Source organism: Mycobacterium sp. 4D054, from assembly GCF_052245755.1.
Classification (GTDB): domain Bacteria; phylum Actinomycetota; class Actinomycetes; order Mycobacteriales; family Mycobacteriaceae; genus Mycobacterium.
Map to the genome: position 1 here is coordinate 99,017 of NZ_JBQQCF010000017.1, position 19,502 is coordinate 118,518.

Sequence of the window (19,502 nt, forward strand, 5' to 3'; positions counted from 1 at the left end):
ACTGGTTCCAAATCCAGTGTGAACCCGCGTTCACCCCTCAGGTGAACACGACCTGCAGGCCGTCGTGTCGGCTACCGGCCAGCCGCATGAGGACTTCCGGCGCCTCGGACAGTGGTTCGTAGTCGGTGATGATGTGTTCGGCGATGCTGTCGCCCGCCACGGCGAGAAGCGCAAGGGTTTCGGCGCTGAGCCGATCTCGGTCCCATATATGGGTGGTCCCGCGCGGTACCCGACCGATTTGCGCGCAGCGCAGGCTCAGACCGTTGTGGTGAAATTCCTCCCCCAGGCGCACGTTTTCGCATCCGGCCGGGTAGAACGCCATGTCGATGACCGTGCCCTGAGGGCGCACAATCCGCAGAGCCATCGCCAATGCGCTGTCCTGACCGCGAGACTGGAACACCACATCGGCGCCGCGGTCGCCGACCCCGTGGCGCCACCGGCTCTTGAGTACGGCCGCCGGGTCGACGTCGCGCGGATTGAGCGCTTCGAAACCGAGATTGCCCGCGACCTGACAACGTGACGGCGTGGGATCGACGAGCACGACTGACGCGGCCCCGTGGAGCCGGGCGAACAACGCGGTCAGCAGGCCCACGACACCGGCGCCGGTGATGACGACGCGGCGACCCTGGACGCCGTCGCCCAGCCCACGCACATCGGTCCCATGGATGTCGGCGGCCGCGTGCAGAAGGCCGTTCGCGCAAATCGGGCCCATGTGAGCGACATAGATCCCTAACACCGGCTCTAGCGTGTCGGGTACTTTGACGAATCGGTCCGTCAGCGCATCTGCGCGATACGCGCTGCGGTGACCGTAGGTCATGGCCACCACGTCACCCGGGGCCACGGCCGGGCTGACGCTCTCGGTCACCAGCCCAACCTGCATGTAGCCGAACTTGTCGATCGGGTAGCCGGCGTCCGGTTCTCCTGGCGTGAACAGTCCCAATTCCGGATCCCACCGCCTGTGCAGCGCTGGATTAGAGCCCTTCACCCAGCTGAGGTCCGTTCCGGTCGACAGCCCGCTGAACGCGGTCTGCACGTCGAATTGCCCCTCCCGTACAGGCCCCGGCGACGGCTCGTCCCGGAGCCTGACCTCACCGCGACGCTCGACTACGACGGTGTAGCGGCGGTCAGTCATCGAGTCTCACGGTCCGACGCTCTAAGGCGGAAGTCGATATGGCGCAGGCTAATTGGTGGGTCTGGAGGGCCTCGTCGTAGTCGACAAGGATGCGGCTGCGGGCAGCTCTGTCACCGAGCACGGCATCCACGAACGCACGGTCGGCGGCGCGCTTGGCGTCATCGGGCCGCAGGCTGCGCTGCACCGGCCCGTGGGCGGTCCGTGCGATCACGCAGTCCTCGTGGATCGTGACCGATACATCGTCGGCGTGTATGTCGAGGCCCGCCAACTGTTTCCACTTCAAGCAGCATGCCGCGGCCACGGTTCCGACCGCCCCGGAACGAAACCTCAGGATCGCCACCGTCGCTGCGTCGACGTCTGCCTCGGCAACACACGGTGGCGCGGCGTTCGCGTAGGCCGTCACTTCGACGACTTCGCCGCACAGCAGGCGAATCAGGTCCAAGACGTGGACCGCCTGCTCGATGATCTGACCGCCCGACAGTGCTCGTCTGCTCCACCACGACACCGGCGGCACCCGGTCGATCCATGACCCGGCAACCAGTCGAACGGCTCGCCCGTCGAGTAGTTCCCGGACCTGCGCCACCGCCGGCGAATAGCGCCAGTGATGGCCGACCGCGGTGACGACGCCGCTTCTGCGCGCCGCGTCGGCGATCCGCTGCGCGGTAGGAAGGTCGAGCGCCAGCGGTTTCTCGACGAACATCGCCGTCCCGGCGGCGAGCGCCTGTTCCTCGATGACGCCGTGAGCATGCGGCGGAACACAGACATAGACCGCGTGCGGTGACCGGTCCAGCAGCGCCTCGAGGTCGCGGGCGGTGGTGGCGCCGGCGAGAGTCTGCGCGGCTGCCGCGTCGTGGTCGGTGACGGCCACGATCTCGACGTCGGGGAATCCGGCGAGGTGGCGTGCGTGGCGGGTAGCCACACCGCCGGCACCGACGAAGCCCACCCTGCAGCGATTCACGGCCTGATCTCCCGCCTTCGGCGACGGAGCACGAGTACCCCTAGGTTGTCGCGGTTACCCCGCCCGTGGAGGATTTGACGCGCACGCAAGGGGTACATGGTGCTATGCGCGCGCCGGCGATCGGCACATCCGCACCGGGATCGACCCGGAGGCGCGACACGAGGCTCCCACGGCCATGACTTCGACGGTGCTGATCAACGCGGGGCCGTGGCTGTCGGTCCCACCGGACGGATACGGCGGCATCGAAAACATCGTCGCCACGCTCATACCGCAGCTTCGCCGGCAAGGGGTCCGCGTCGTCCTGGCAACCGTCGGCCGCAGCACCATCGACGTCGACGAACAGATCGCAGTATTCGACGAGCCGCAGTTCGGCCACCTCGCCGAGCCTTACAACGACGTCGTCGGTATCGCCGCGGCACACATGCAGCGCATCGCCGAAGAACTGCGATGCCGGTCGGACATCGACATTGTTCACGACCATATGGAGGTCTTCGGCCCGAGCATGCTGGCCGCCATGGGGCTCGACAGGCCCCCCGTTCTGCACACCTTGCACTGGGACCTGGCCAAGCATGCGGCGTTCTACAACGCTTTCGAAGGACACGGGTGCTTCGGGATCAACGGCGTCTCCGCCTCGCAGATGCGCCGCGCGCCCGAGCAGCTTCGCTCGTACAGCCTCGGGCACGTGCATCTGGCCACACCGCTCGCCGACGGCGCGACCCACCGAACCGCACCGCAGAAGGACGAGCACCTCGTCCTCGTCGCACGGGTCACGCCCAACAAGGGACAGCACATCGCCGCGCGCCTGGCCCAGCGGTTCGGCTGGCAGCTGGTGTTGGCCGGACCGGTCGGGCCTTACACCGCGCCCGAAGGAATCGATGCCGACCCGGATGCGGATCGATACGCCGACGTACGGTACTGGCGACAAGCGGTCGCGCCGTATGTCGACGGTGACCGGGTGCAGTGGATCGGAAGCACGATGGGAACGGAGCGAGATCACCTCGTCGCGACTGCCCGAGCGACCTTGTTTCCGGTGTGCTGGGAGGAGCCGGGCGGTACCGCGGTCATCGAATCGCTCGCCCTCGGCACGCCGGTGGTCGGATTCCGCCGTGGATGTCTGCCCGAACTGATCCAGCCGGGTACCGGTCTACTCGCCGACTTCGGTGACGAAGCCACACTCGGCCGGCTCGTCAGTGCTGTTGACGCGATCGATCCCGCCCGCTGCCGGGAAGCGGCCGAACGTCGCTACGCCCCCGCGGTCATGGTCAGGGCATATCTCGCGTTGTATGAGCGCTGCATCGACGGCTACCGTGCCGCGGCGCGGCGCAGTTCGGCGGAGAGATGGTGTTGCAGTGGCTGTCCCACCGCCGACATCCGCACGGTGTAGGTGAGGGTGTCGCCACGGACCTGTAGCGAGCGGCCCACGGCCGACACCTCCTTCGCCGATGAGTAACGGCCGACCGCGCTGGAGACCAGATCGATGCGCAACGTGTCGCCGTCGGCGCTCAGCTCTCCCTCTTGGATCTCGGTGATGCCCGTCGGATGCGCGAGGACCCATTCGATCCGGCCAGGCGCGGGCGTGCGCAAATAACCGGTCTCGGCATGGAGCGGCCGACCGTCGTCGGCAGCGCGTGTGCGTTGCACATACGACAGGAACGGCTTGCCGATGTGTCCGAACGTGACCTCTTCGAGGTAGTCGAACGACTGGATCGTCGGGTAATCGCCCGTCCCCGTGCCCTTCCAGCTGCCTAGCATCGGCGCCAGCACGGCCACGTCGGGATGCAGTTCCGCAATGGCCATCAGCCCAGGATAGGAGGGCGACCGGTCCGATGCCGGGGACTTTGCGACGCCGTGGCCGACTCGATTCCCGGCGATATCGGCGGGTTGTCCCGACCAAAGCGCACCAATTTGTTCTACGGTTCGAAGGTGCCAAGCATGGATCGTCGCCGCGCAATGTTGACACTGGGGTTCGGGATGGCCGCTGCCGCCCTGCCGCTTCCCAAGGCCGGCGCCCAGCCGGCGATCGGCGACGCGCCGCCTCCGGGACCGGGCGGGGCGGGGCTCCCACAAGCGGCCGTGCCCGCCCTGCTGTGGGCCGACGAGTTCAACGGACCGGCCGGCGCACCGCCGGATCCCGCGTCCTGGTTCATCGTGCCGGTCCGCGAGACCATCCGGAACCCGCACGAGTGGGACAAGCCGTTCAACATGGGCCGTTACGTCACCGACCAGGAGCATGTCTTCCAGGACGGGAACGGCAATCTGGTCATCCGCGCCACCCGCGGTGAGGGCGCCAACATCCAGGAGAAGTACGCCAGCGCCAAGATCGTCGGCAATTGGCGCGGCGGGGTCGGGACGACGTGGGAAGCCCGCATGAAACTCAACTGCCTGACCGACGGGGCCTGGCCGGCGTTCTGGCTGATCAACGACAACCCGGTGCGCGGCGGTGAGATCGACATCGTGGAGTGGTACGGCAACCGCGACTGGCCTTCGGGCAGCACCGTGCACGCCCGACTGGACGGCACGATGTTCCAGACCCACAAGCATTCGATCGACGGCGACTGGCACACCTGGCGAATGACCTGGCTCCCCACCGGCATGTACTTCTGGAAGGACTGGGAGCCGGGCATGGAGCCGTTCTTCACCGTGCCGTCGAACTCGCTGCCGGACTGGCCGTTCAACGATCCCGGGTTCACGATGGCGCCCGTCTTCAACATCGCCGTGGGCGGCTCCGGCGGCCGCGAGCCCGCCGGGGGCAACTACCCCGCGGAAATGCTCGTCGATTGGATCCGAGTCTTCTGACGGCTTGCAAAAAAAATGACCTCTCGCTGACGTTGCCGACAATTCGCGCCAATCGTCGTCGAACGGCGGTTATCGTCCGCCCGTGACCTCGACCCGGTGGGCGCTCTGGCTGGGGACCCTGGCTGCCGGTGCGGGACTCGCCTTGGGCGCAGGACAGGGCGTCGCCTCGGCCGACACCGAGACGTCGACAGACAACGATTCGTCCGCCCCGTCAAAGCTCTCATCGGCAGAGCGCGCCGACGATCCGCAAGCCGCCGACAGCCCCGCCGATCCGTCCGATCCTGCAGAGGTTCCCTCGTCGGCGGAACGCCCGGTCACCTCCGCGACTGACGCCGACGAAGACCTCGATGAGGACGTCGGGGGCGAATCGGCCCTGTCGGAGGACCCGCCGGCGCGATCGCGGTCGACCTCCTCGACGAACGTCGACACCGAGGTCGAGAACGCGCAGTCCGAGGATGCCGACGGCGCCGAGCCCGCCGCTCACGTCACCGATGTCGGCGACGAACCAGCCGAAACGACCGGGCCCGAAACCACCGAGGCCGAAACGAATGAGCCCGCGCCCATCACCGCGGCTGCCGCCAACCCGGTGGTGACCGGCGTCAAAACCGGACGTGCGGCTCTGACGATTCCGGTGGGGCGCAACGGATACAGGACGCGTGCGGACTGGTATCTGCCGACCCAGAGCGACGGTTCGGTCGCGGCGACCGGCGTCGTCTGGCTCCAGCACGGCTTCCTCGGCAACAAGGCGGCGGTGTCCAAGCTGGCAAAGACGCTGTCACAGCAGACCAACAGCATTGTGGTCGCGCCGAATTTGTCGTCGTTCCCCCTCGCGTGCGCGGCCTCCTGCATCAACGGTGCGCCGATGCAGGAGGCCGTCGCGACGATGTTCCTCGGCGCTCGGACGTCGCTGACCTCCAGCGCCCACGCAGCCGGTTATCTGGGCGTCCTCCCGGAGGCGTTCGTGATGTCCGGCCAGTCGGCGGGCGGCGGCTTCGCCACGGCGGTCGGCGGCTACTACGCCGAGGACCCGCTCGGCAACGGCAGCCTCCGCGGGGTCATGATGTTCGACGGTTTCTCCTTCAGCGGTCGCCTGCCCTCGGCGCTGGCCAAGCTCGACGACCCGTTCGTGCCCGTCTACCAGATCGCCGCGCCGCCGCAGCCCTGGAATTCGTTCGGAGCGTCCACCAAAGAGCTGGTCGCCGCCCGGCCGGGTCAATTCGTCGGGGTGACCCTGGCCGGGGGCTCACACGCCGACTCGCTGATCGGCGGCAATGCGCTGTTCGACCTCCTCGCCCAGCTGGTGAGCGGGTTCTCCCCGCCGGGCAACACGCAGGCGGTCTACACGCTGGCCACCGGATGGATCAACGACCTGTATCAGGGTCTGGGCCCGACCGACGGCACCGGCATCTACGGCGCCCCCGACCAGTACATCGTGATGGGCGACGCCGCCGCGATCGTGCTCGCTCCCCCGCCGGTGGTCGATCTCGACCGTTACCTGGGCACCTGGTTCGAGGTGGGCAGCGTCAAACAGTTCTTCTCCATCGGCCTGGTCAACACCAAAGCCGTGTACAGCCTCAACCCCGACGGGTCGGTCAGGGTCGAGAACTCCGGCAACTACTTCGTCGACAACGGGCCGAAGTCCTCGATCGTCGGCTCCGCGTTGCCGGTCGACGCCACCAACAACAAGCTCAACGTGCGGTTCTTCGGCCCCGCTTCGGCGCGGCCCCCGGGCAACTACTGGATCGTCGATCTGGATCCCGACTACCGGTGGGCCGTCGTCAGCGATCCCACCGGCCTGAGCGGATTCCTGCTCAGCCGCACCGCTGTCGTGTCGGAGGACTTCTACCGGGAATTGCTGGACCGGGCATCGGTCTACGGCGTCAAGGGACGGATCACACCGACGCGGCAGCCCGCGCAGGGTCGGCGGGCACGCGCGCGCTCCAGAATGTGAACGACCAGATACGTTCGCTTTCAACAAGTTTGCTAGCTTTTCGGCCCGAAACCGTCATTGAGATCGACAGCCGGGACTACGCTCTGCACAGCGGCCCCATCGGGGAGGTGCCACATGGCTCATCCGTCCATCGATCCGACGTTCTACCGGACCGCCGCCGAGGCGGCGGCCGCTCCCGACGAAAAGCTGGCCTACGTGGTCGCTTTCGATCGCGCCGCCCGAAAACCCGACGCCATGACCGTCGTCGACGTCGATCCGGCGTCGGCCACCTACGGGCAGGTGGTCGGCTGGACCGACGTTGCCGGTCTCGGCGACGAACTGCATCACTTCGGCTGGAATGCCTGCAGCAGTGCCCTCAAGCACGAAGGCCACGACATGCACGGCCTGGCCCGCCGGCATCTCCTGGTTCCCGGGCTGCGCTCGTCCAACGTCTACGTATTCGACACCCAGCCGAATCCGCGGACCCCGGCGCTGGTCAAAACGATCGACGCGGCAAACCTGTCCGCACAGGCCGGATACTCGCGTCCGCACACACTGCACTGCGGTCCCGACGGCGTCTTCCTGACCTGCCTGGGTGGGCCGCAAGGCGACGACGACGGACCAGGTGGGATCGCGCTGCTCGACCACACGACGTTCGACGTGCTGCGCGCCTGGGAGACCGATCGCGGGCCGCAGCACTTCCACTACGACGCCTGGTGGCACCTGAACCAGAACGTGCTGATCTCCAGCGAATGGGGCAGCCCGTCCATGATCGAGAACGGCATCGTGCCGGAACTGTTGCTGGGCAACAAGTATGGCCATGCCCTTCATTTCTGGGACCTCGCCACAGGCCGGCATCTGCAGCGTGTCGAGCTGGGCCCGCAGCACCAGATGGTGCTGGAGGTGCGCCCGTCCCACGACCCGGACGCCACGTGGGGCTTCGTCGGCGTCGTGATCTCCACCGAGGACCTGTCTGGGTCGGTGTGGCGCTGGTTCCGCGACGGCGACGAATGGAAGGTCGAGAAGGTCATCACCGTCGCGGCCGAGCCCGCCGACCCGGATCTCCTGCCTCCCGCGCTCAAGCCGTTCGGCGCGGTGCCGCCGCTGATCTCCGACATCGATCTGTCGGTGGACGACCGGTTCCTCTACGTGTCCTGTTGGGGCACAGGTGAACTCAAGCAGTTCGAGGTCTCCGATCCCGCGAGCCCGCGACAGACCGGATCGGTGCGGCTCGGCGGGATCGTGGGCCGCACACCGCATCCCGCGATGCCCGACCTGCCGTTGGCCGGCGGTCCGCAGATGGTCGAGGTCAGCCGCGACGGAAGCCGGGTGTACTTCACCAACTCGCTCTACGGGGCGTGGGACGACCAGTTCTACCCCGACGGTGTCGGCGCCTGGATGGCCAAGCTCGACGTTCCCACCGACGGTGGGATGAGCGTCGACCAGAACTTTTTTCCGCACGGCGACGAGTTCCGCGGCTTACGCGTCCACCAGATCCGGCTGCAGGGCGGCGACGCGTCGTCGGACTCCTACTGCTTCAGCTGACCGCGTCGGACGTACACCCGTCTGATCAGCCACGCGGCGGCCGCGGCGGTGAGCAGGAGCAGCCACGGCCACGATCCCTGCCGGTGCACCCAGCCCGCGATGGCGCCCTGCACCCGTCCCGCCGCGGCGATCACCGGATCCGCGGGGTCGCCGCCCGCGAACAACCGGATCTCGTAGTAGCCGTAGTACGCGACGTAGAGCCCCACCAGGATCAGCACAACCCCACCGATTCGGTTGACGTACGGCAGGATCCGCCTGAGAGGGTCCGCCAGCGCGGAGCCCGCGACGGCCGCGCCGACGGCCAGGGTGCCGACCACCAACGCGAATCCCCCGGCATAGGCCAGATAGATCCACGCCCGTCCGCCGGCGGTGCCGAAACCGGCGCCGGTGACGGCGAGAAAGGGTCCCACCGTGCACGACAGCGACGCCAGCGCATAACCCACCCCGTACCCGAACATCGAGCCCAGGCGCGCCGTGGGAGCCGAGAGGCCGGCGGTGAACCGGTCCGGCATCAGCACGGTCAGCGCGCGCCCGGACAGCAGCCAGCCGCCGAGCGCCACGAGCACGACACCGACGACCACCGTGACGTAGGGAATGTGCTGCTGCACCGCGGAGGCCAGCGCAACGGTCAGCAACCCGAACACGGCGAACACCACGAGGAAACCGAGCGTCATCGCCACCGTCGCGGCAACCGCACGTCCCACCGCCGTCGAAACCCGGGTGCCGCTCCCGCGCACCACCAACGCGAGATAGGCGGGCAGCATCGCGAACCCACACGGGTTCAGCGCGGCCACCATGCCCGCCGCGAACGCCAGGCCGACCAGATCCTGCTGCACGCGGTTACGCGCCCAGCGCGGACACCCGCTCCTGCAGCTCCTGTTGCGGCATGGCCGACGTCGGGTTATTCACAAACGTCGACGAGCCGTCGGCGCGGTAGAACACGTACGCAGGCTGCCACGGCACGTTGTAGCGCGCCCAGATCGAACCGTCGGCATCGTTGAGATTCGGGAAGTTCAGGTTGTACTTCGACACGAAACCCTGCATGGCCGCGACATCGGAACGGGCGGCGACGCCCACGAACCTCACTCCCGGATTGGCGGCGGCGACCCTGCTGACCGACGGCGCCTCGGCGTTGCAGAACGGGCACCACGGCGTCCAGAACCACAGCACCGCGGGCTTGCCCTGCAGTGACGCGCCGTCGAACGGCGCGCCGCCCAGCGTGGTCCCGGTGAAGTCGAGCCGATCGTCAGCGACCGCCGTCGGTGGGCTCACCGTCGCGAGCATGAGAACCGCGGCGACGACGCCGGCCGCGAAACGGAGAAATCGATGGATCATGAGCGGCTCCTCTGTCGCCAAACTACGCCTGTGCGACACCTCTGCACTCAGGAATGCTTCTCGATGTACGCGTCGGCGTCCTTGTCCGTGGCGTCGACGCCTTTGATCTCCTCATGCCTGGCATAGAACTGCAACCACTTCATCCCGAGCTCGTGACGCAGCTCCAGCGTTGCGCTCTTGATGAAGTCCGGCATCGCCTCGCGTTCCTCTTCATCGAGGTGCGACCCGTTCTCGGCGCGCGCCTTGTGCACAGCCTCGAACCACGGCTCGCTTCCGGGCTGGTGCTGCCGCGACTGCCGCACCGCATCCCTGATCGCGTTGTGGTCGGTGATGGCGTCCTCGGCTTCGTCCTTGGGGTCTCCCTCGGGATTACCGGGATCGTCACGACCGCCGTGTTTGAGTAGCGCCGGGTAGAAGACTTTCTCCTCCGCATCGGCGTGGGCGTCGAGCCGCCGGCCAAGCACCTCCCAGATCGCGGCGAGTTCGTCGGTGGTCGTCGCGTCGTCGAGCCGGAAGAACTGACGGCGCAACCAGTCGTGATCGGCGTAGATGAGCTCGATGATGTCGGCCATGACCCGTCGATACCCGCCACAGAGGTTGCCTACTCCACCGGGTGCGGGGGTAATCCCGAAAGCGCGCAATGGGTGCAGTTCTCGACCGCGATCCGCTCGGCATGGCCGGCCGGCGCGCGCCGGATTCCGACGCCGGCCATCACCGCAGCGATCACCATCATCACGGCCGAGATCAGCACCGCGATGCGGAAGCCGGCCGCGAAGGCGTCGGGCGCGGCGTAGTCCCCGCCGCTGATCCCGGCCAACCCGGGCAGCACGGCCACCGCCAGCAGCCCACCGGCCCGGGCCACCGCGTTGTTCACGCCGGAGGCGGATCCGGCCATGCTCTCCGGGGCCGAATCCAGCACCGTCGCAGTCAAAGGCGCGACGACGAGCACCATGCCCGCACCGAAGACGATGGCCGCGGGTGCGACGTCGAACACCCACGACGCGTCGGCATCGATCCGCATCATCAACAACAAGCCGACTGCGGCAATCAACGGGCCGACCGTCATCGGCAGCCGCGGACCGATCCGGCTGGACAGCGCTCCCGCACGCGACGAGAAGACGAGCATCACCGCGGTGAACGGCAGCAGCACGGTACCTGCGGCGACCGGACTGAAGCCGGCCACGATCTGCAGTTGCAGCACCAGCAACAGGAACACCGCGCCGAGCGCACCGTAGATCAGCAGCGTCATCGCATTGGTCACCCGGAAATTTCTGTCGGCGAACAGCTTCGGTGACACCAGGGGATGGTCGGATCGGCGCTCGACGATGACAAACGCGATCAGGGCGAGCACCCCGACGCCGATGCTCGCCACCGACCCGAAGCTCACATCGCCGCCTCCCAGCGCGGTGAGCCCGTGGGTCAACGCCCCCAGACCGGCGACGGCCAGCGCGGCACCGGCGAGATCGAGATCCCTCGGAGCCTCCGGGTTCCGGCTTTCGGGCACCCGCGCAACCGTCACCGCCACCACGATCACAGCCAGCGGCAGGTTGATGAGAAACACTGCGCGCCAGCTCCACTCGACCAGGAAGCCACCCAGGAACGGGCCGATGGCTCCGGCGATCCCGCCGAGACCCGACCACGCGCCGATGGCCGCGGCCCGGTCCCCGGGGTGGAACGACGCGGAGATCAGGGCCAGGCTGCCGGGCGTGAGCAGGGCACCGCCGACGCCCTGTAGGGCTCTCGCCGCGATCAGCACCTCGGTGCTCGGAGCCAGGCCGCAGGCCAGCGAGGCCAGCGCGAACCAGACCACGCCGATCAGGAAGACCCGTCGCCGCCCGAACCGGTCACCGAGTGACCCGCCGAGCAGGATCAGCGAAGCCAGTGTGAGCGTGTAGGCGTTGACGATCCACTGCAGGCTGCGGAATCCCGCTCCGAGGTCGCTGCCGATGTGCGGCAGCGCAATGTTGACCACCGTGCCGTCGACCATCACCAGGCCGGATCCGAGCACCGTGGCCAGCAGCACCCACCGGCCCGCCGCCGTGCCCATCCTCAGCCCCGTCGCATCCGCACACATGCCCCAAAGACTGCCCTGTCACCTCTGCCGACACACCTTGTCCGGCGCGAAAGATGGCGTCATGACCGGACGCGCATCGCGCGCGGCCGGCGAATGCGGCAGGAGACCAGCCATGTACGTCATGACCAGTGCCGGCCTGGGGCAGCCTCAGGGTGCGCCGACCGACTGTTCGGCGGTCTCGCTCGACCGCTTCGAGAAGCAACCGGCCGATCTCAGGCGGGTGGTGTCCGCGTCGGTGACCAGGCCTGCCGAATGGTTCGACGGTCTGGACCGTGACATCCGCTTCGCACTGACCGCGATCTTCAATCGGATGTGCCGATACGGAGTGTGGCCTCAGGTCCGGCGGATCGTCAAGGTCACCGCCGGCGAGGCGCCGTTCCTGGTCGCCGATCGCGCACTTCGGGTTCCCGGGGTCACACCGGCGGTGTACTTCACCGCACAGTCCGGCGACGCACTGATCCAATCCCTCATGGCGACCGGCCGGTTCTGCATGGCCCAAGGTGTGGGCGCGAGCCTGCACAAAGGACAGACCACGCTGCGGGAGATCTCGAAATCCGACAGCCTGCACATCTCGGTCGGATCACCGCGATCGCGAGACGAGTTCGACGCTCACATCGACCTGTACTCGCCGACCCCCGAGCACACCGGCAGCAGCTTCTGCTCGAATCGTCCTTCGACCGCCGCAGTCGCTCACATCGGCCGCGAGGTGTTTCCCGAAGGCTTCCGCAAGGTGACGGGAATTCCTGGGGTACAGGTCTTTCCGGAGCCATCGGCAGCGCCCCCGAGTCCGCCGTCGCCACGGCAGGAGCCGGTCACGCCCAACATCGTGCAGATCGAATGGCAGGGTGCCCGACGCGCGCCCGGGCAGCGCACACCCCGACCGGCGGGCCCGGTGCTGCCGGTCGACGTGGTGACCCGCATCGAACGCGCAGTCAAGGAGCAGGTCAGTCCGCAAGCCCTGCTTCCCTCACATGTGCGGGTACGTCTGACCAGAACACGGCGAGCCCTGGAGACCGCGGGACCCACCGAGGAGACCGCGGCGCGGTACGCCCGCGACGCCGCGGAGCAGGAAGCGCAAACCTATCCCGACGCCCAGGCGCTGGCGTTGAGCCTCGCCGAGCAGCTCGAACACGCGCACCAAGCCAAGGCGACGTCGGTGACAGTGCCTCTGCCTCAGTACGGACGAGGAGATTTGAGCAGCCGAAAGGCGATCGCCGGTGAGATCCGGCGGATCGCGCTCACCGTGCGCAAGTTCCTGCCCAGCCGCGCCCAAGGCGTACGCAGCATTGTGATCCTCTTCGGCACCGGCAAGGCAGGCACCCGGGTGGAAGTCCAGCTGCCGTAATCGTTTTCGCCGAGGGAGCAGATGTACCTGCACACCGTATCCGAGATCGGCCAGGCTGTTCGCACGCCGCTCAGCGCGATCGACACTGCGATCCGGCACGCCAGACGGCAGATGAAAGCCGAGAGCGTCCGCCACCGAGCGAAGTCGCGGCAAGGACATACGGTGGCTTCGGTCCTCCGGGACTTCGGCAGGTTCTCACTGTGGGCGCGCGAAGCCGAATTCTTGGAGAACTTGAAGACGGTGTACGAGAACCAGTCGGGAGTTCCGTTGAACTACACCAGGTTCCCGGTCACAAAGAAGGACCCGCAGGGCCGTTCCGGACGCAGCACCCCGTGGCGCTTCACACCGCAGCGGCAGCAGTTCGACCGATCGGAGGCCGCGGGCAGCTTCTGCCTCGGTTCCGCGCGGAGCATGGCACTCCGGTCGATATTCGGAATCGCCAAGCCGACCTATCGCCAGGTTCTCGCCGCGTTGAACAAGGACATCCTTGCGGCAAAGTCGAAGGGCGACACACCGACCGAGGCGCGACTGCTGATTAGCCGCATCGTGAGCCATTCGGCCGATCCGGGCTCGCTGGCGCAATACAACCAGGACCTCGCAGACCGATACGGCGTCACCAACGTCAAAGTCGTCACGGTGGACAGAGCGCGGGCGCTCGACGCGCTCAGGGCGGGCTCACCGGTCTTGGCTGATCTCGTCGGAGGTCGGCACTGGGTGATGGTCAGGCGTTCGCCGCGCGGCGAGCTCTGGGCCAACGATCCGCTGTTTGACCCACCGATCCAGAAGATAACGATGTCCAAGTTGGGCAACCGGTTCGAGATCGTCGTCGACGCGACGACCCTGCGACCGATCACGCCGGGAAGCGCCGCCGCCTACCAGAGGTGAACCGCGCGTCAGCAGACCGCCGCGGGGCAAGGCGTGGCCCGGCAGTTGCAGACGTCGAACGGATCCGGTGTGATCCCCGCCAGCCGCAACGCGAATGCCTCGTAGCACGCGTTCCGGATCCTGCCCTCGCCGACGTCCCGGAGATGCCCGTAGAGCAGATGCAACATCTCATGGATGATGATCCCGGCCCGGATATCTCGGGTGGCCGCCCAGAACATCGGGCACAGCACCACGGTGTTGCGTCCGACGTTCGCATGCACCCAGGCGTTGTCGCACGGTGTGCAGCACGTCAGATCGTTGTCTGCGCATCCGGCCACCGCCGGCCGGCATTCGAAGGTGATGCGACGTCCACCGTCGAGCTCCCTGGCCACCGCCCGCAATCGTTTGGCGACGCTGACTCCCGACGCCTCGTTGCCGGCCCATGGGACCGGCCGCGACGGGTCGTGTCCGAAGAAGCTGCGGAAGATCCTTGCGGTGCGTACGGCATCCGCGCCCCGCGCAGCAGGCGCCACGCTGATCGAGGCATCGACCTTGTCGGCTGCGTTGTTGGCCAGCCTGATCGCGCGAACGATCGCTTGCCGCAGCGCGGTGAGACACTGTTCGGCCGTCGGCAGCGGACATGGAGCACACGCCGGAAAGTCGAAGATCGGGGCGCCCAGCAGCTCATCCTCTGCGCTCACCCCCGCCATTCCGGCCGCGACACGTCCGGCTTTGCGCCGGTGCACCAGCTTCTGCATGCCGGCCGGCACCGGTTGATCGCTCAGATACATGGCCGCCTCCTTAATCAGTGCAGTGATTGGCTCACAGCAACCGCGGTGCGCCACCGAAACGGGTGTCGTACCAATGCCGTCCGATGATCCGACCGCCGACCTCGGACAGGATGTCGGTGCCGGTGGCGCCGACATTGCGGACAACGAACTCGATGGTTACCGATTCGGCGAGCCGGATGTCCACCGGCACAGCCGAAGAACCCCACGGATTGATGATGTGATCGAAAGTCAGATAGGGGTCCAGCGGATACGCCCCGGAACGAATCTGCCATTGGTAACCCGGTGTGCGGATCCTGGTCGGATCGGCAGCGTACCGGTCGGTGAATTGCATGAAGTAGCGCAGTATTCCGCAGTATTGGGGCCGCAGCGAGTACCGCGCCAGCACAATCTCCTGCCCCGGTTCGGGGGCGGGTAGCACAGCGCTGTTGTCGAACGGCGCCGTGTCAAGCGGGTTGTCGCAGACCTCGCACTGGCCTGCACCCGGACATCCGCAATCCTGGTGCACCGGCATCGGTCATGTCCCGGCGCCGAGGATCTTGTAGCCGTGCAGCGCGATGAACAGCTGTGCACCCTGGTACAGCGGCCCCTCCGAAATCTCGTCGACCACCACCCGAATGGTGGACCGGGGCTGAAACAGCATCGGCTTGGCCATCGGCCGGAACGGGCGCCGACCATCCGGGCTGCCGAGCCCGGCGGTGTTGTGGATAGCCCGGTTCTGCAGTTCGCGGCCGGTACCGCTGTCGATGATGCTGTAGGTGAAGTCGATCCCGAACACCTTTGCCGCAAGCGCCCGTATCCCAACCCGCGGATCGGTGAAGAGTCCGGCCAACAGCTGGTTGACATCCGGCTGACTGAAAATCACCGACCCGGGCGGCTCGGCGGGCACGAAGCTGTACCCGATCGACGTCGCGATGAACACGCCGTCGACGGAGACGTTGATGACGTCCTCGACCCGCGCGCCCCGTCGCCCGGCCAGAGTGAAGACCGCCACGTGGTCATAGGGGATCTCTTTGAGCCGCACGGGCGCTCCCCACCCGTTGGTCCGCAGCTCCTGCCGCGGACCGAGCAGCCGTGCCGCTCCCAGCTGTTCGTCCTGCATGTCAGCCGCCTCCTACCAGAGCGGGCGCCACATGTCGGGCGCGTTCACGGGCCGCACGAACTGCGGGGTCTGCGGTGGCTCGGCGGGGACATACGCGTCGATCCCCCGCAGGCCGGAGCACGAGCACACACCCCCGCGGGGCTCCCGCACGTAGCCTTCGGTACCGCGCAGTTCATCGTCGTCGCCGTCGAGTTCGTCGCTGCCGTCCAGTTCGTCGCTGCCGTACAGCTCGTCGTCACCGACACCCGGCATCTGGTACAGGCCCCCGTCGGGTGCCTGATACAGCGCAGCGAAGCCCGTCAGATCCTCGCCGGTGTCGTCGGGCACCGGAACCTGGGGGTCCTGCTGCGTGACGGGTGGAGGCGCCACCGGCGCCCGTCGGACGACCGGCGCCGGCCGCACTGCCGGCGCCAGGAACCGCCGCAATCTGGGCACGACGCGGGAAGCCACCATCGGCAGCACCGTTTTGGCGATGCCGGGGAGCAGCGACCAGAAGCCGACCGGGTCACCGAGTCCGTCGTAACCCTGCACCCACTGATACAACCTGCCGTCGTCGCCCAGCCGTACCTCACCCGGTACCGCGTCCGCACCGTCCTGCAGATCGTCGTCGAATCCCTGAACCTGGAACAGTGACCCGTCCGGAGCCTGATAGAGCGCACCGTAGTCTGCGACGTCGTCCAAACCCTGAACGGTCATCAGTTCCTCATCACCGAATCCGTCAAGACCGTTGTCAGCCATTGCCATCCCTGTCTTCCGTCACTGCACATCGCGGGTCAGGTAGCCGTCGAGGACCACCCAAATATGCCGAGGGCCGATCTCGTCGAGCAGCAGCGCAGTGACACCGCGCGGGAACAGCATCTCGACACGGAAGTTCTGCTGCGGGTCGATGAACACCGGCTCGGCGAATCGGAACGTCGAAAGCGGGTCGGGCTCACCGTGACTGAGCGGCATCTCGCCGCTGGCACCGAGCACACCCGCGCCGGACGGGAACATGTACGTCGGAGCGGTGATGGCCTCCTTCTCACCGACCAGCAGTGAGACCACCGAGCCGTAGATCAGCTCAGGGATGAACAGATCACGGGTGTCGTAGCGGTCCGGGTTCGGACCGCTGATGACTACACGCATGGCTCTGGCTTCGAAGGTATTGAGGCTCGGAAGCACCCCGGACGCCTGCAGATTGGTCTCCAGCCTGGTCTTGTTCTGGACGTCGACGAAGAACCGGATGACGCTCGGATCTCGCATCACATCCGCGAGCGTCTCGCCCTCGTTGATGAAAATGGCATCGTAGAGGGGGCTGTGCAGCTTCTCCTTGACGCCTGTCACACGTGCCATGGTCTGAATCTCCTTTTCTCTGTACGGCTTTCAGTGCCGCCGTACCGTCGGCCGGTAGTATCGGGGTGCCGGCGCGGGCACCGGCCGCGGCCGCACCCAGCCCGGCCGCCACAATGAAGGAAGCGGGTAATAACGCGCGCGGGGGTAGTAGGGCGTGGCGGAGGTGTAAGCGGAGGGATAAAAGGCCGACGCGGCCGGTGCCTGGTACCCGGGCTGGTCGGAGCCGCGTATCACGGCGTCGAGCCGGCCCGCACTGCGCGGCCGGTTGCCCGGCGGCAGCCCTTGCCGCCAGAGTCGCAGCAGCAGCCGTCGCACCCAAAGATCGCGGGACAGCATCCCCCGCGCCCGCAGTGCGTCCCAAACCTCCTTCACCCGCGGATCGCGCGGCTGCAGACCCATGGTCCGCACCGCCTCCACCAGATCCGCGGCCCCATACGACTGGCCGAGGCCGTCGTCGAAGTCATGCAGGCTCATGCCCGGTCTCCTTTGCAGCGAGATGACTTTCTTCACGATCGCCCGGGGCTTCCAGCCCATAGGGTGTGACACCGTGGCATCCACGGCGATCCAGCGCCCCCGGAACCGGACTTCCGGGTAGACGTGGGTGAAGAGATTGGGGCGCCGAGGGTTCGGGCCGATGACGACGATCCGTACCGGATGCCCGATGGATTGGAGCATGGCGCCGAGCAGGATGGTCATGTCGTCGCAGTCGCCGGCGCGCAGCTCGAGCATTCTGCGCGCCGAGTGCAGCAGCTCCACGCGGTGCGGGTCGCGGGTGTAGCGGATGTTGCTCTGCACCCATTCGAACAGCGCCTTGATCTCGCCGAGATAGTCCCTGGCGCGGATCCGTTGAGCTCTGAGGATGTCGACCACCCTCCGGCGTACCGTGAAGTCCTTGGCGCCGTCGAGGATGAACGAGCGGATCCGCTCGACCGTCCAATCCGTTCCGCGTGATCCCGACGGGATTCGGGTCGTTGTAATCCGCAGTGGCGCTTCGGTTTCGGCCAGCGCAGTACCGTTGGCGCACGCGACGCTCATGTCAACTCCACACACTCGCGCGCAGCGCTTCGGCGCTCAAGGGCTGCGCCCGGCACTGCCCGCCGCAGAACTTCGGAAAGATGCGGATCGTCTCCTCGTCGGCCGAACACGCCACCACGGTGACCGCCGGACATGCCGCGGCGACCCGCTCGGCACGGGTGAGATCGCGTGTCCCGGCTTCGATCACCACGGCGTTCGGGGTCCGGGTGACCAGGACGGTCATCACACATTCGAGTGCGCATTCATCGATGACCAGCTCCGGCGACGACAGGATCGCGCGGATCCCCCGCCGTGCCACCTCGCCGAAACCTGCCAGCAGAATCTGGAGCACATGTGGCCTCCTACCTTCCGGAGACCGACGCTAGTCAGACGTTGCCCCCTTCACGAGAGGCCGACGGGCAACCTTCGGGGCAACCGGTGCGGCTTATAGCGCACCCTGCCGGGCCATCACCGCGACCGCCTCGGCCCGGGTGCGGCAGTGAAGCTTGGCGAGGGTGTCGTGCACGATGTTCTTGACCGTGCGTTCCGAATAACACAGCTCGCCCGCGATCTCCCTGGTCGTGCTGCCCTGAGCGAGCAGTCGCAGCACGCTGAGCTCTCGGCAGGCGAGCACACCACGATCGCCCAGTGAACCTGCGCCGTTCCCGTGCCCCAGCAGGGGCGACAGCACCGACGGCGGTATCGAGCCCAACCCATGGGCGACAGCCCGGCACGCGGCCACCAGGCTGGCCGGGGTGATCTCCGCACGGAGCAACAGCCCCGCGAATCCGGCCTTGACGGCCCCCTCCATCAACACCACCGAGCCGGTCTCTGCCACCCCCACACACCTCGTCCCAGCGGCGGCGAAGTCGGGTGCCGCCGACACGGCCGGGCCGTCCAGTTCCAGCAGCAGGATCTCGACGGCGGCCAGATCCGGCGCCGGAGTCAGATGTGCGCTCTCCCCCACGATCTCGAAACCGGACGTGGTCAGGCACTCCGCGAGCCCCCGCCGAAAGATCGCGTTGGAGTCATCCACCCAGAGGGCGACCCTCCGATCCATCCGTCCATTGAACCAACATCGACGGCTCACCGGACTGGGTTGTGGTGCGTACCTTCGGGCCATCGCCGCAGACCGGTTGCCCGTTGGTGTTGCCCTTTAGCCTCGATCCACCGATGAATCGCCTGTTCGGAGGGTGTTGATGTAAGGAAAGTGCCCTTTGAGCTGGGATGATTGGAGTTACCACACTTCGATCAGCCCACGTTCAGAAAGGCACTTCCGGTGCAAGT

The 19,502-nt window shown here is 67.2% G+C and carries 21 protein-coding genes; 6 read left to right on the forward strand and 15 right to left on the reverse strand.

Annotated elements, in window-relative coordinates; all coding sequences use genetic code 11:
- Positions 1 to 37: 37 nt before the first annotated feature.
- Positions 38 to 1,132: a zinc-dependent alcohol dehydrogenase gene (locus ACTWP6_RS14580; RefSeq protein ID WP_260756572.1), complete on the reverse strand. Its 1,095-nt coding sequence runs from the start codon at positions 1,130 to 1,132 to the stop codon at positions 38 to 40.
- Entirely contained in the window at positions 1,125 to 2,090 is a 966-nt protein-coding gene (locus tag ACTWP6_RS14585; RefSeq protein ID WP_260756571.1) for a Gfo/Idh/MocA family protein, read from the reverse strand. Before ACTWP6_RS14585 ends, ACTWP6_RS14580 begins: the two co-directional genes overlap by 8 nt.
- Positions 2,091 to 2,265: 175 nt before the next feature.
- On the opposite strand from ACTWP6_RS14585, the gene ACTWP6_RS14590 reads away from it, so the two are divergent.
- On the forward strand, positions 2,266 to 3,474 hold the full coding sequence (locus tag ACTWP6_RS14590; protein ID WP_443188054.1) for a glycosyltransferase: 1,209 nt from the start codon (positions 2,266 to 2,268) through the stop codon (positions 3,472 to 3,474).
- Here the strand turns inward: ACTWP6_RS14590 and ACTWP6_RS14595 are convergent.
- The gene (locus ACTWP6_RS14595) at positions 3,393 to 3,887 is read right to left on the reverse strand and encodes a peroxynitrite isomerase (RefSeq protein ID WP_260756569.1); all 495 of its coding nucleotides are present in this window, start codon (positions 3,885 to 3,887) and stop codon (positions 3,393 to 3,395) included. The two genes, ACTWP6_RS14590 and ACTWP6_RS14595, sit on opposite strands and share 82 nt — an antisense overlap.
- Before the next feature lie 135 nt (positions 3,888 to 4,022).
- Between ACTWP6_RS14595 and ACTWP6_RS14600 the strand changes: the two genes are divergently transcribed.
- From ACTWP6_RS14600 to ACTWP6_RS14610, 3 genes are all read left to right on the forward strand, one after another.
- Positions 4,023 to 4,886 carry a glycoside hydrolase family 16 protein gene (locus tag ACTWP6_RS14600; RefSeq protein WP_260756568.1) on the forward strand — a complete coding sequence of 288 codons (864 nt, stop codon included), beginning with the start codon at positions 4,023 to 4,025 and terminating at the stop codon, positions 4,884 to 4,886.
- An 82-nt stretch (positions 4,887 to 4,968) separates the two neighbouring features.
- Positions 4,969 to 6,837: a lipocalin family protein gene (locus tag ACTWP6_RS14605; protein WP_260756567.1), complete on the forward strand. Its 1,869-nt coding sequence runs from the start codon at positions 4,969 to 4,971 to the stop codon at positions 6,835 to 6,837.
- 114 nt (positions 6,838 to 6,951) lie between these two features.
- Positions 6,952 to 8,361, forward strand: coding sequence for a selenium-binding family protein (locus ACTWP6_RS14610; protein WP_260756566.1), 1,410 nt, complete (start codon positions 6,952 to 6,954; stop codon positions 8,359 to 8,361).
- On the opposite strand, the gene ACTWP6_RS14615 is transcribed toward ACTWP6_RS14610, so the two are convergent.
- Genes ACTWP6_RS14615 through ACTWP6_RS14630 form a run of 4 tightly spaced genes read right to left on the reverse strand, consistent with a single transcriptional unit; the run spans position 8,346 to position 11,770 of the window.
- Positions 8,346 to 9,197 (reverse strand): cytochrome c biogenesis CcdA family protein, encoded by an 852-nt coding sequence (locus ACTWP6_RS14615; RefSeq protein ID WP_260756565.1) that lies wholly within the window; start codon positions 9,195 to 9,197, stop codon positions 8,346 to 8,348. The two genes, ACTWP6_RS14610 and ACTWP6_RS14615, sit on opposite strands and share 16 nt — an antisense overlap.
- Positions 9,198 to 9,201: 4 nt before the next feature.
- Complete coding sequence (locus ACTWP6_RS14620; protein ID WP_396884932.1) at positions 9,202 to 9,696, reverse strand: protein disulfide oxidoreductase; 495 nt, start codon at positions 9,694 to 9,696, stop codon at positions 9,202 to 9,204.
- 47 nt (positions 9,697 to 9,743) lie between these two features.
- On the reverse strand, positions 9,744 to 10,268 hold the full coding sequence (locus ACTWP6_RS14625) for a hemerythrin domain-containing protein (protein WP_260756564.1): 525 nt from the start codon (positions 10,266 to 10,268) through the stop codon (positions 9,744 to 9,746).
- Between the two features lie 29 nt (positions 10,269 to 10,297).
- Complete coding sequence (locus ACTWP6_RS14630) at positions 10,298 to 11,770, reverse strand: MFS transporter (RefSeq protein ID WP_443188055.1); 1,473 nt, start codon at positions 11,768 to 11,770, stop codon at positions 10,298 to 10,300.
- 61 nt (positions 11,771 to 11,831) lie between these two features.
- Between ACTWP6_RS14630 and ACTWP6_RS14635 the strand changes: the two genes are divergently transcribed.
- Positions 11,832 to 13,115 (forward strand): hypothetical protein, encoded by a 1,284-nt coding sequence (locus tag ACTWP6_RS14635; protein WP_260756562.1) that lies wholly within the window; start codon positions 11,832 to 11,834, stop codon positions 13,113 to 13,115.
- 162 nt (positions 13,116 to 13,277) lie between these two features.
- A complete protein-coding gene (locus ACTWP6_RS14640) occupies positions 13,278 to 14,000 on the forward strand; it encodes a hypothetical protein (RefSeq protein ID WP_260756561.1) in 723 nt (240 codons plus the stop codon).
- Positions 14,001 to 14,008: 8 nt separating this feature from the next.
- Here ACTWP6_RS14640 and ACTWP6_RS14645 read toward each other — a convergent pair whose 3' ends face one another.
- From ACTWP6_RS14645 to ACTWP6_RS14680, 8 genes are all read right to left on the reverse strand, one after another.
- The gene (locus tag ACTWP6_RS14645; RefSeq protein ID WP_260756560.1) at positions 14,009 to 14,770 is read right to left on the reverse strand and encodes a M35 family metallopeptidase; all 762 of its coding nucleotides are present in this window, start codon (positions 14,768 to 14,770) and stop codon (positions 14,009 to 14,011) included.
- Positions 14,771 to 14,801: 31 nt separating this feature from the next.
- Positions 14,802 to 15,281 carry a hypothetical protein gene (locus ACTWP6_RS14650; RefSeq protein WP_260756559.1) on the reverse strand — a complete coding sequence of 160 codons (480 nt, stop codon included), beginning with the start codon at positions 15,279 to 15,281 and terminating at the stop codon, positions 14,802 to 14,804.
- 3 nt (positions 15,282 to 15,284) lie between these two features.
- Positions 15,285 to 15,869, reverse strand: a complete 585-nt coding sequence (locus ACTWP6_RS14655) for a hypothetical protein (RefSeq protein ID WP_443188056.1) — start codon at positions 15,867 to 15,869, stop codon at positions 15,285 to 15,287.
- Positions 15,870 to 15,881: 12 nt separating this feature from the next.
- A complete protein-coding gene (locus tag ACTWP6_RS14660) occupies positions 15,882 to 16,607 on the reverse strand; it encodes a hypothetical protein (protein WP_443188057.1) in 726 nt (241 codons plus the stop codon).
- Positions 16,608 to 16,625: 18 nt separating this feature from the next.
- A complete protein-coding gene (locus ACTWP6_RS14665; protein ID WP_443188058.1) occupies positions 16,626 to 17,201 on the reverse strand; it encodes a hypothetical protein in 576 nt (191 codons plus the stop codon).
- A 30-nt stretch (positions 17,202 to 17,231) separates the two neighbouring features.
- Entirely contained in the window at positions 17,232 to 18,236 is a 1,005-nt protein-coding gene (locus ACTWP6_RS14670) for a transglutaminase-like domain-containing protein (RefSeq protein WP_260756555.1), read from the reverse strand.
- A 1-nt stretch (position 18,237) separates the two neighbouring features.
- Positions 18,238 to 18,567: a hypothetical protein gene (locus ACTWP6_RS14675; protein ID WP_260756554.1), complete on the reverse strand. Its 330-nt coding sequence runs from the start codon at positions 18,565 to 18,567 to the stop codon at positions 18,238 to 18,240.
- A gap of 93 nt (positions 18,568 to 18,660) precedes the next feature.
- On the reverse strand, positions 18,661 to 19,275 hold the full coding sequence (locus tag ACTWP6_RS14680; protein ID WP_443188059.1) for a LuxR C-terminal-related transcriptional regulator: 615 nt from the start codon (positions 19,273 to 19,275) through the stop codon (positions 18,661 to 18,663).
- Between the last annotated feature and the right edge of the window lie 227 nt (positions 19,276 to 19,502).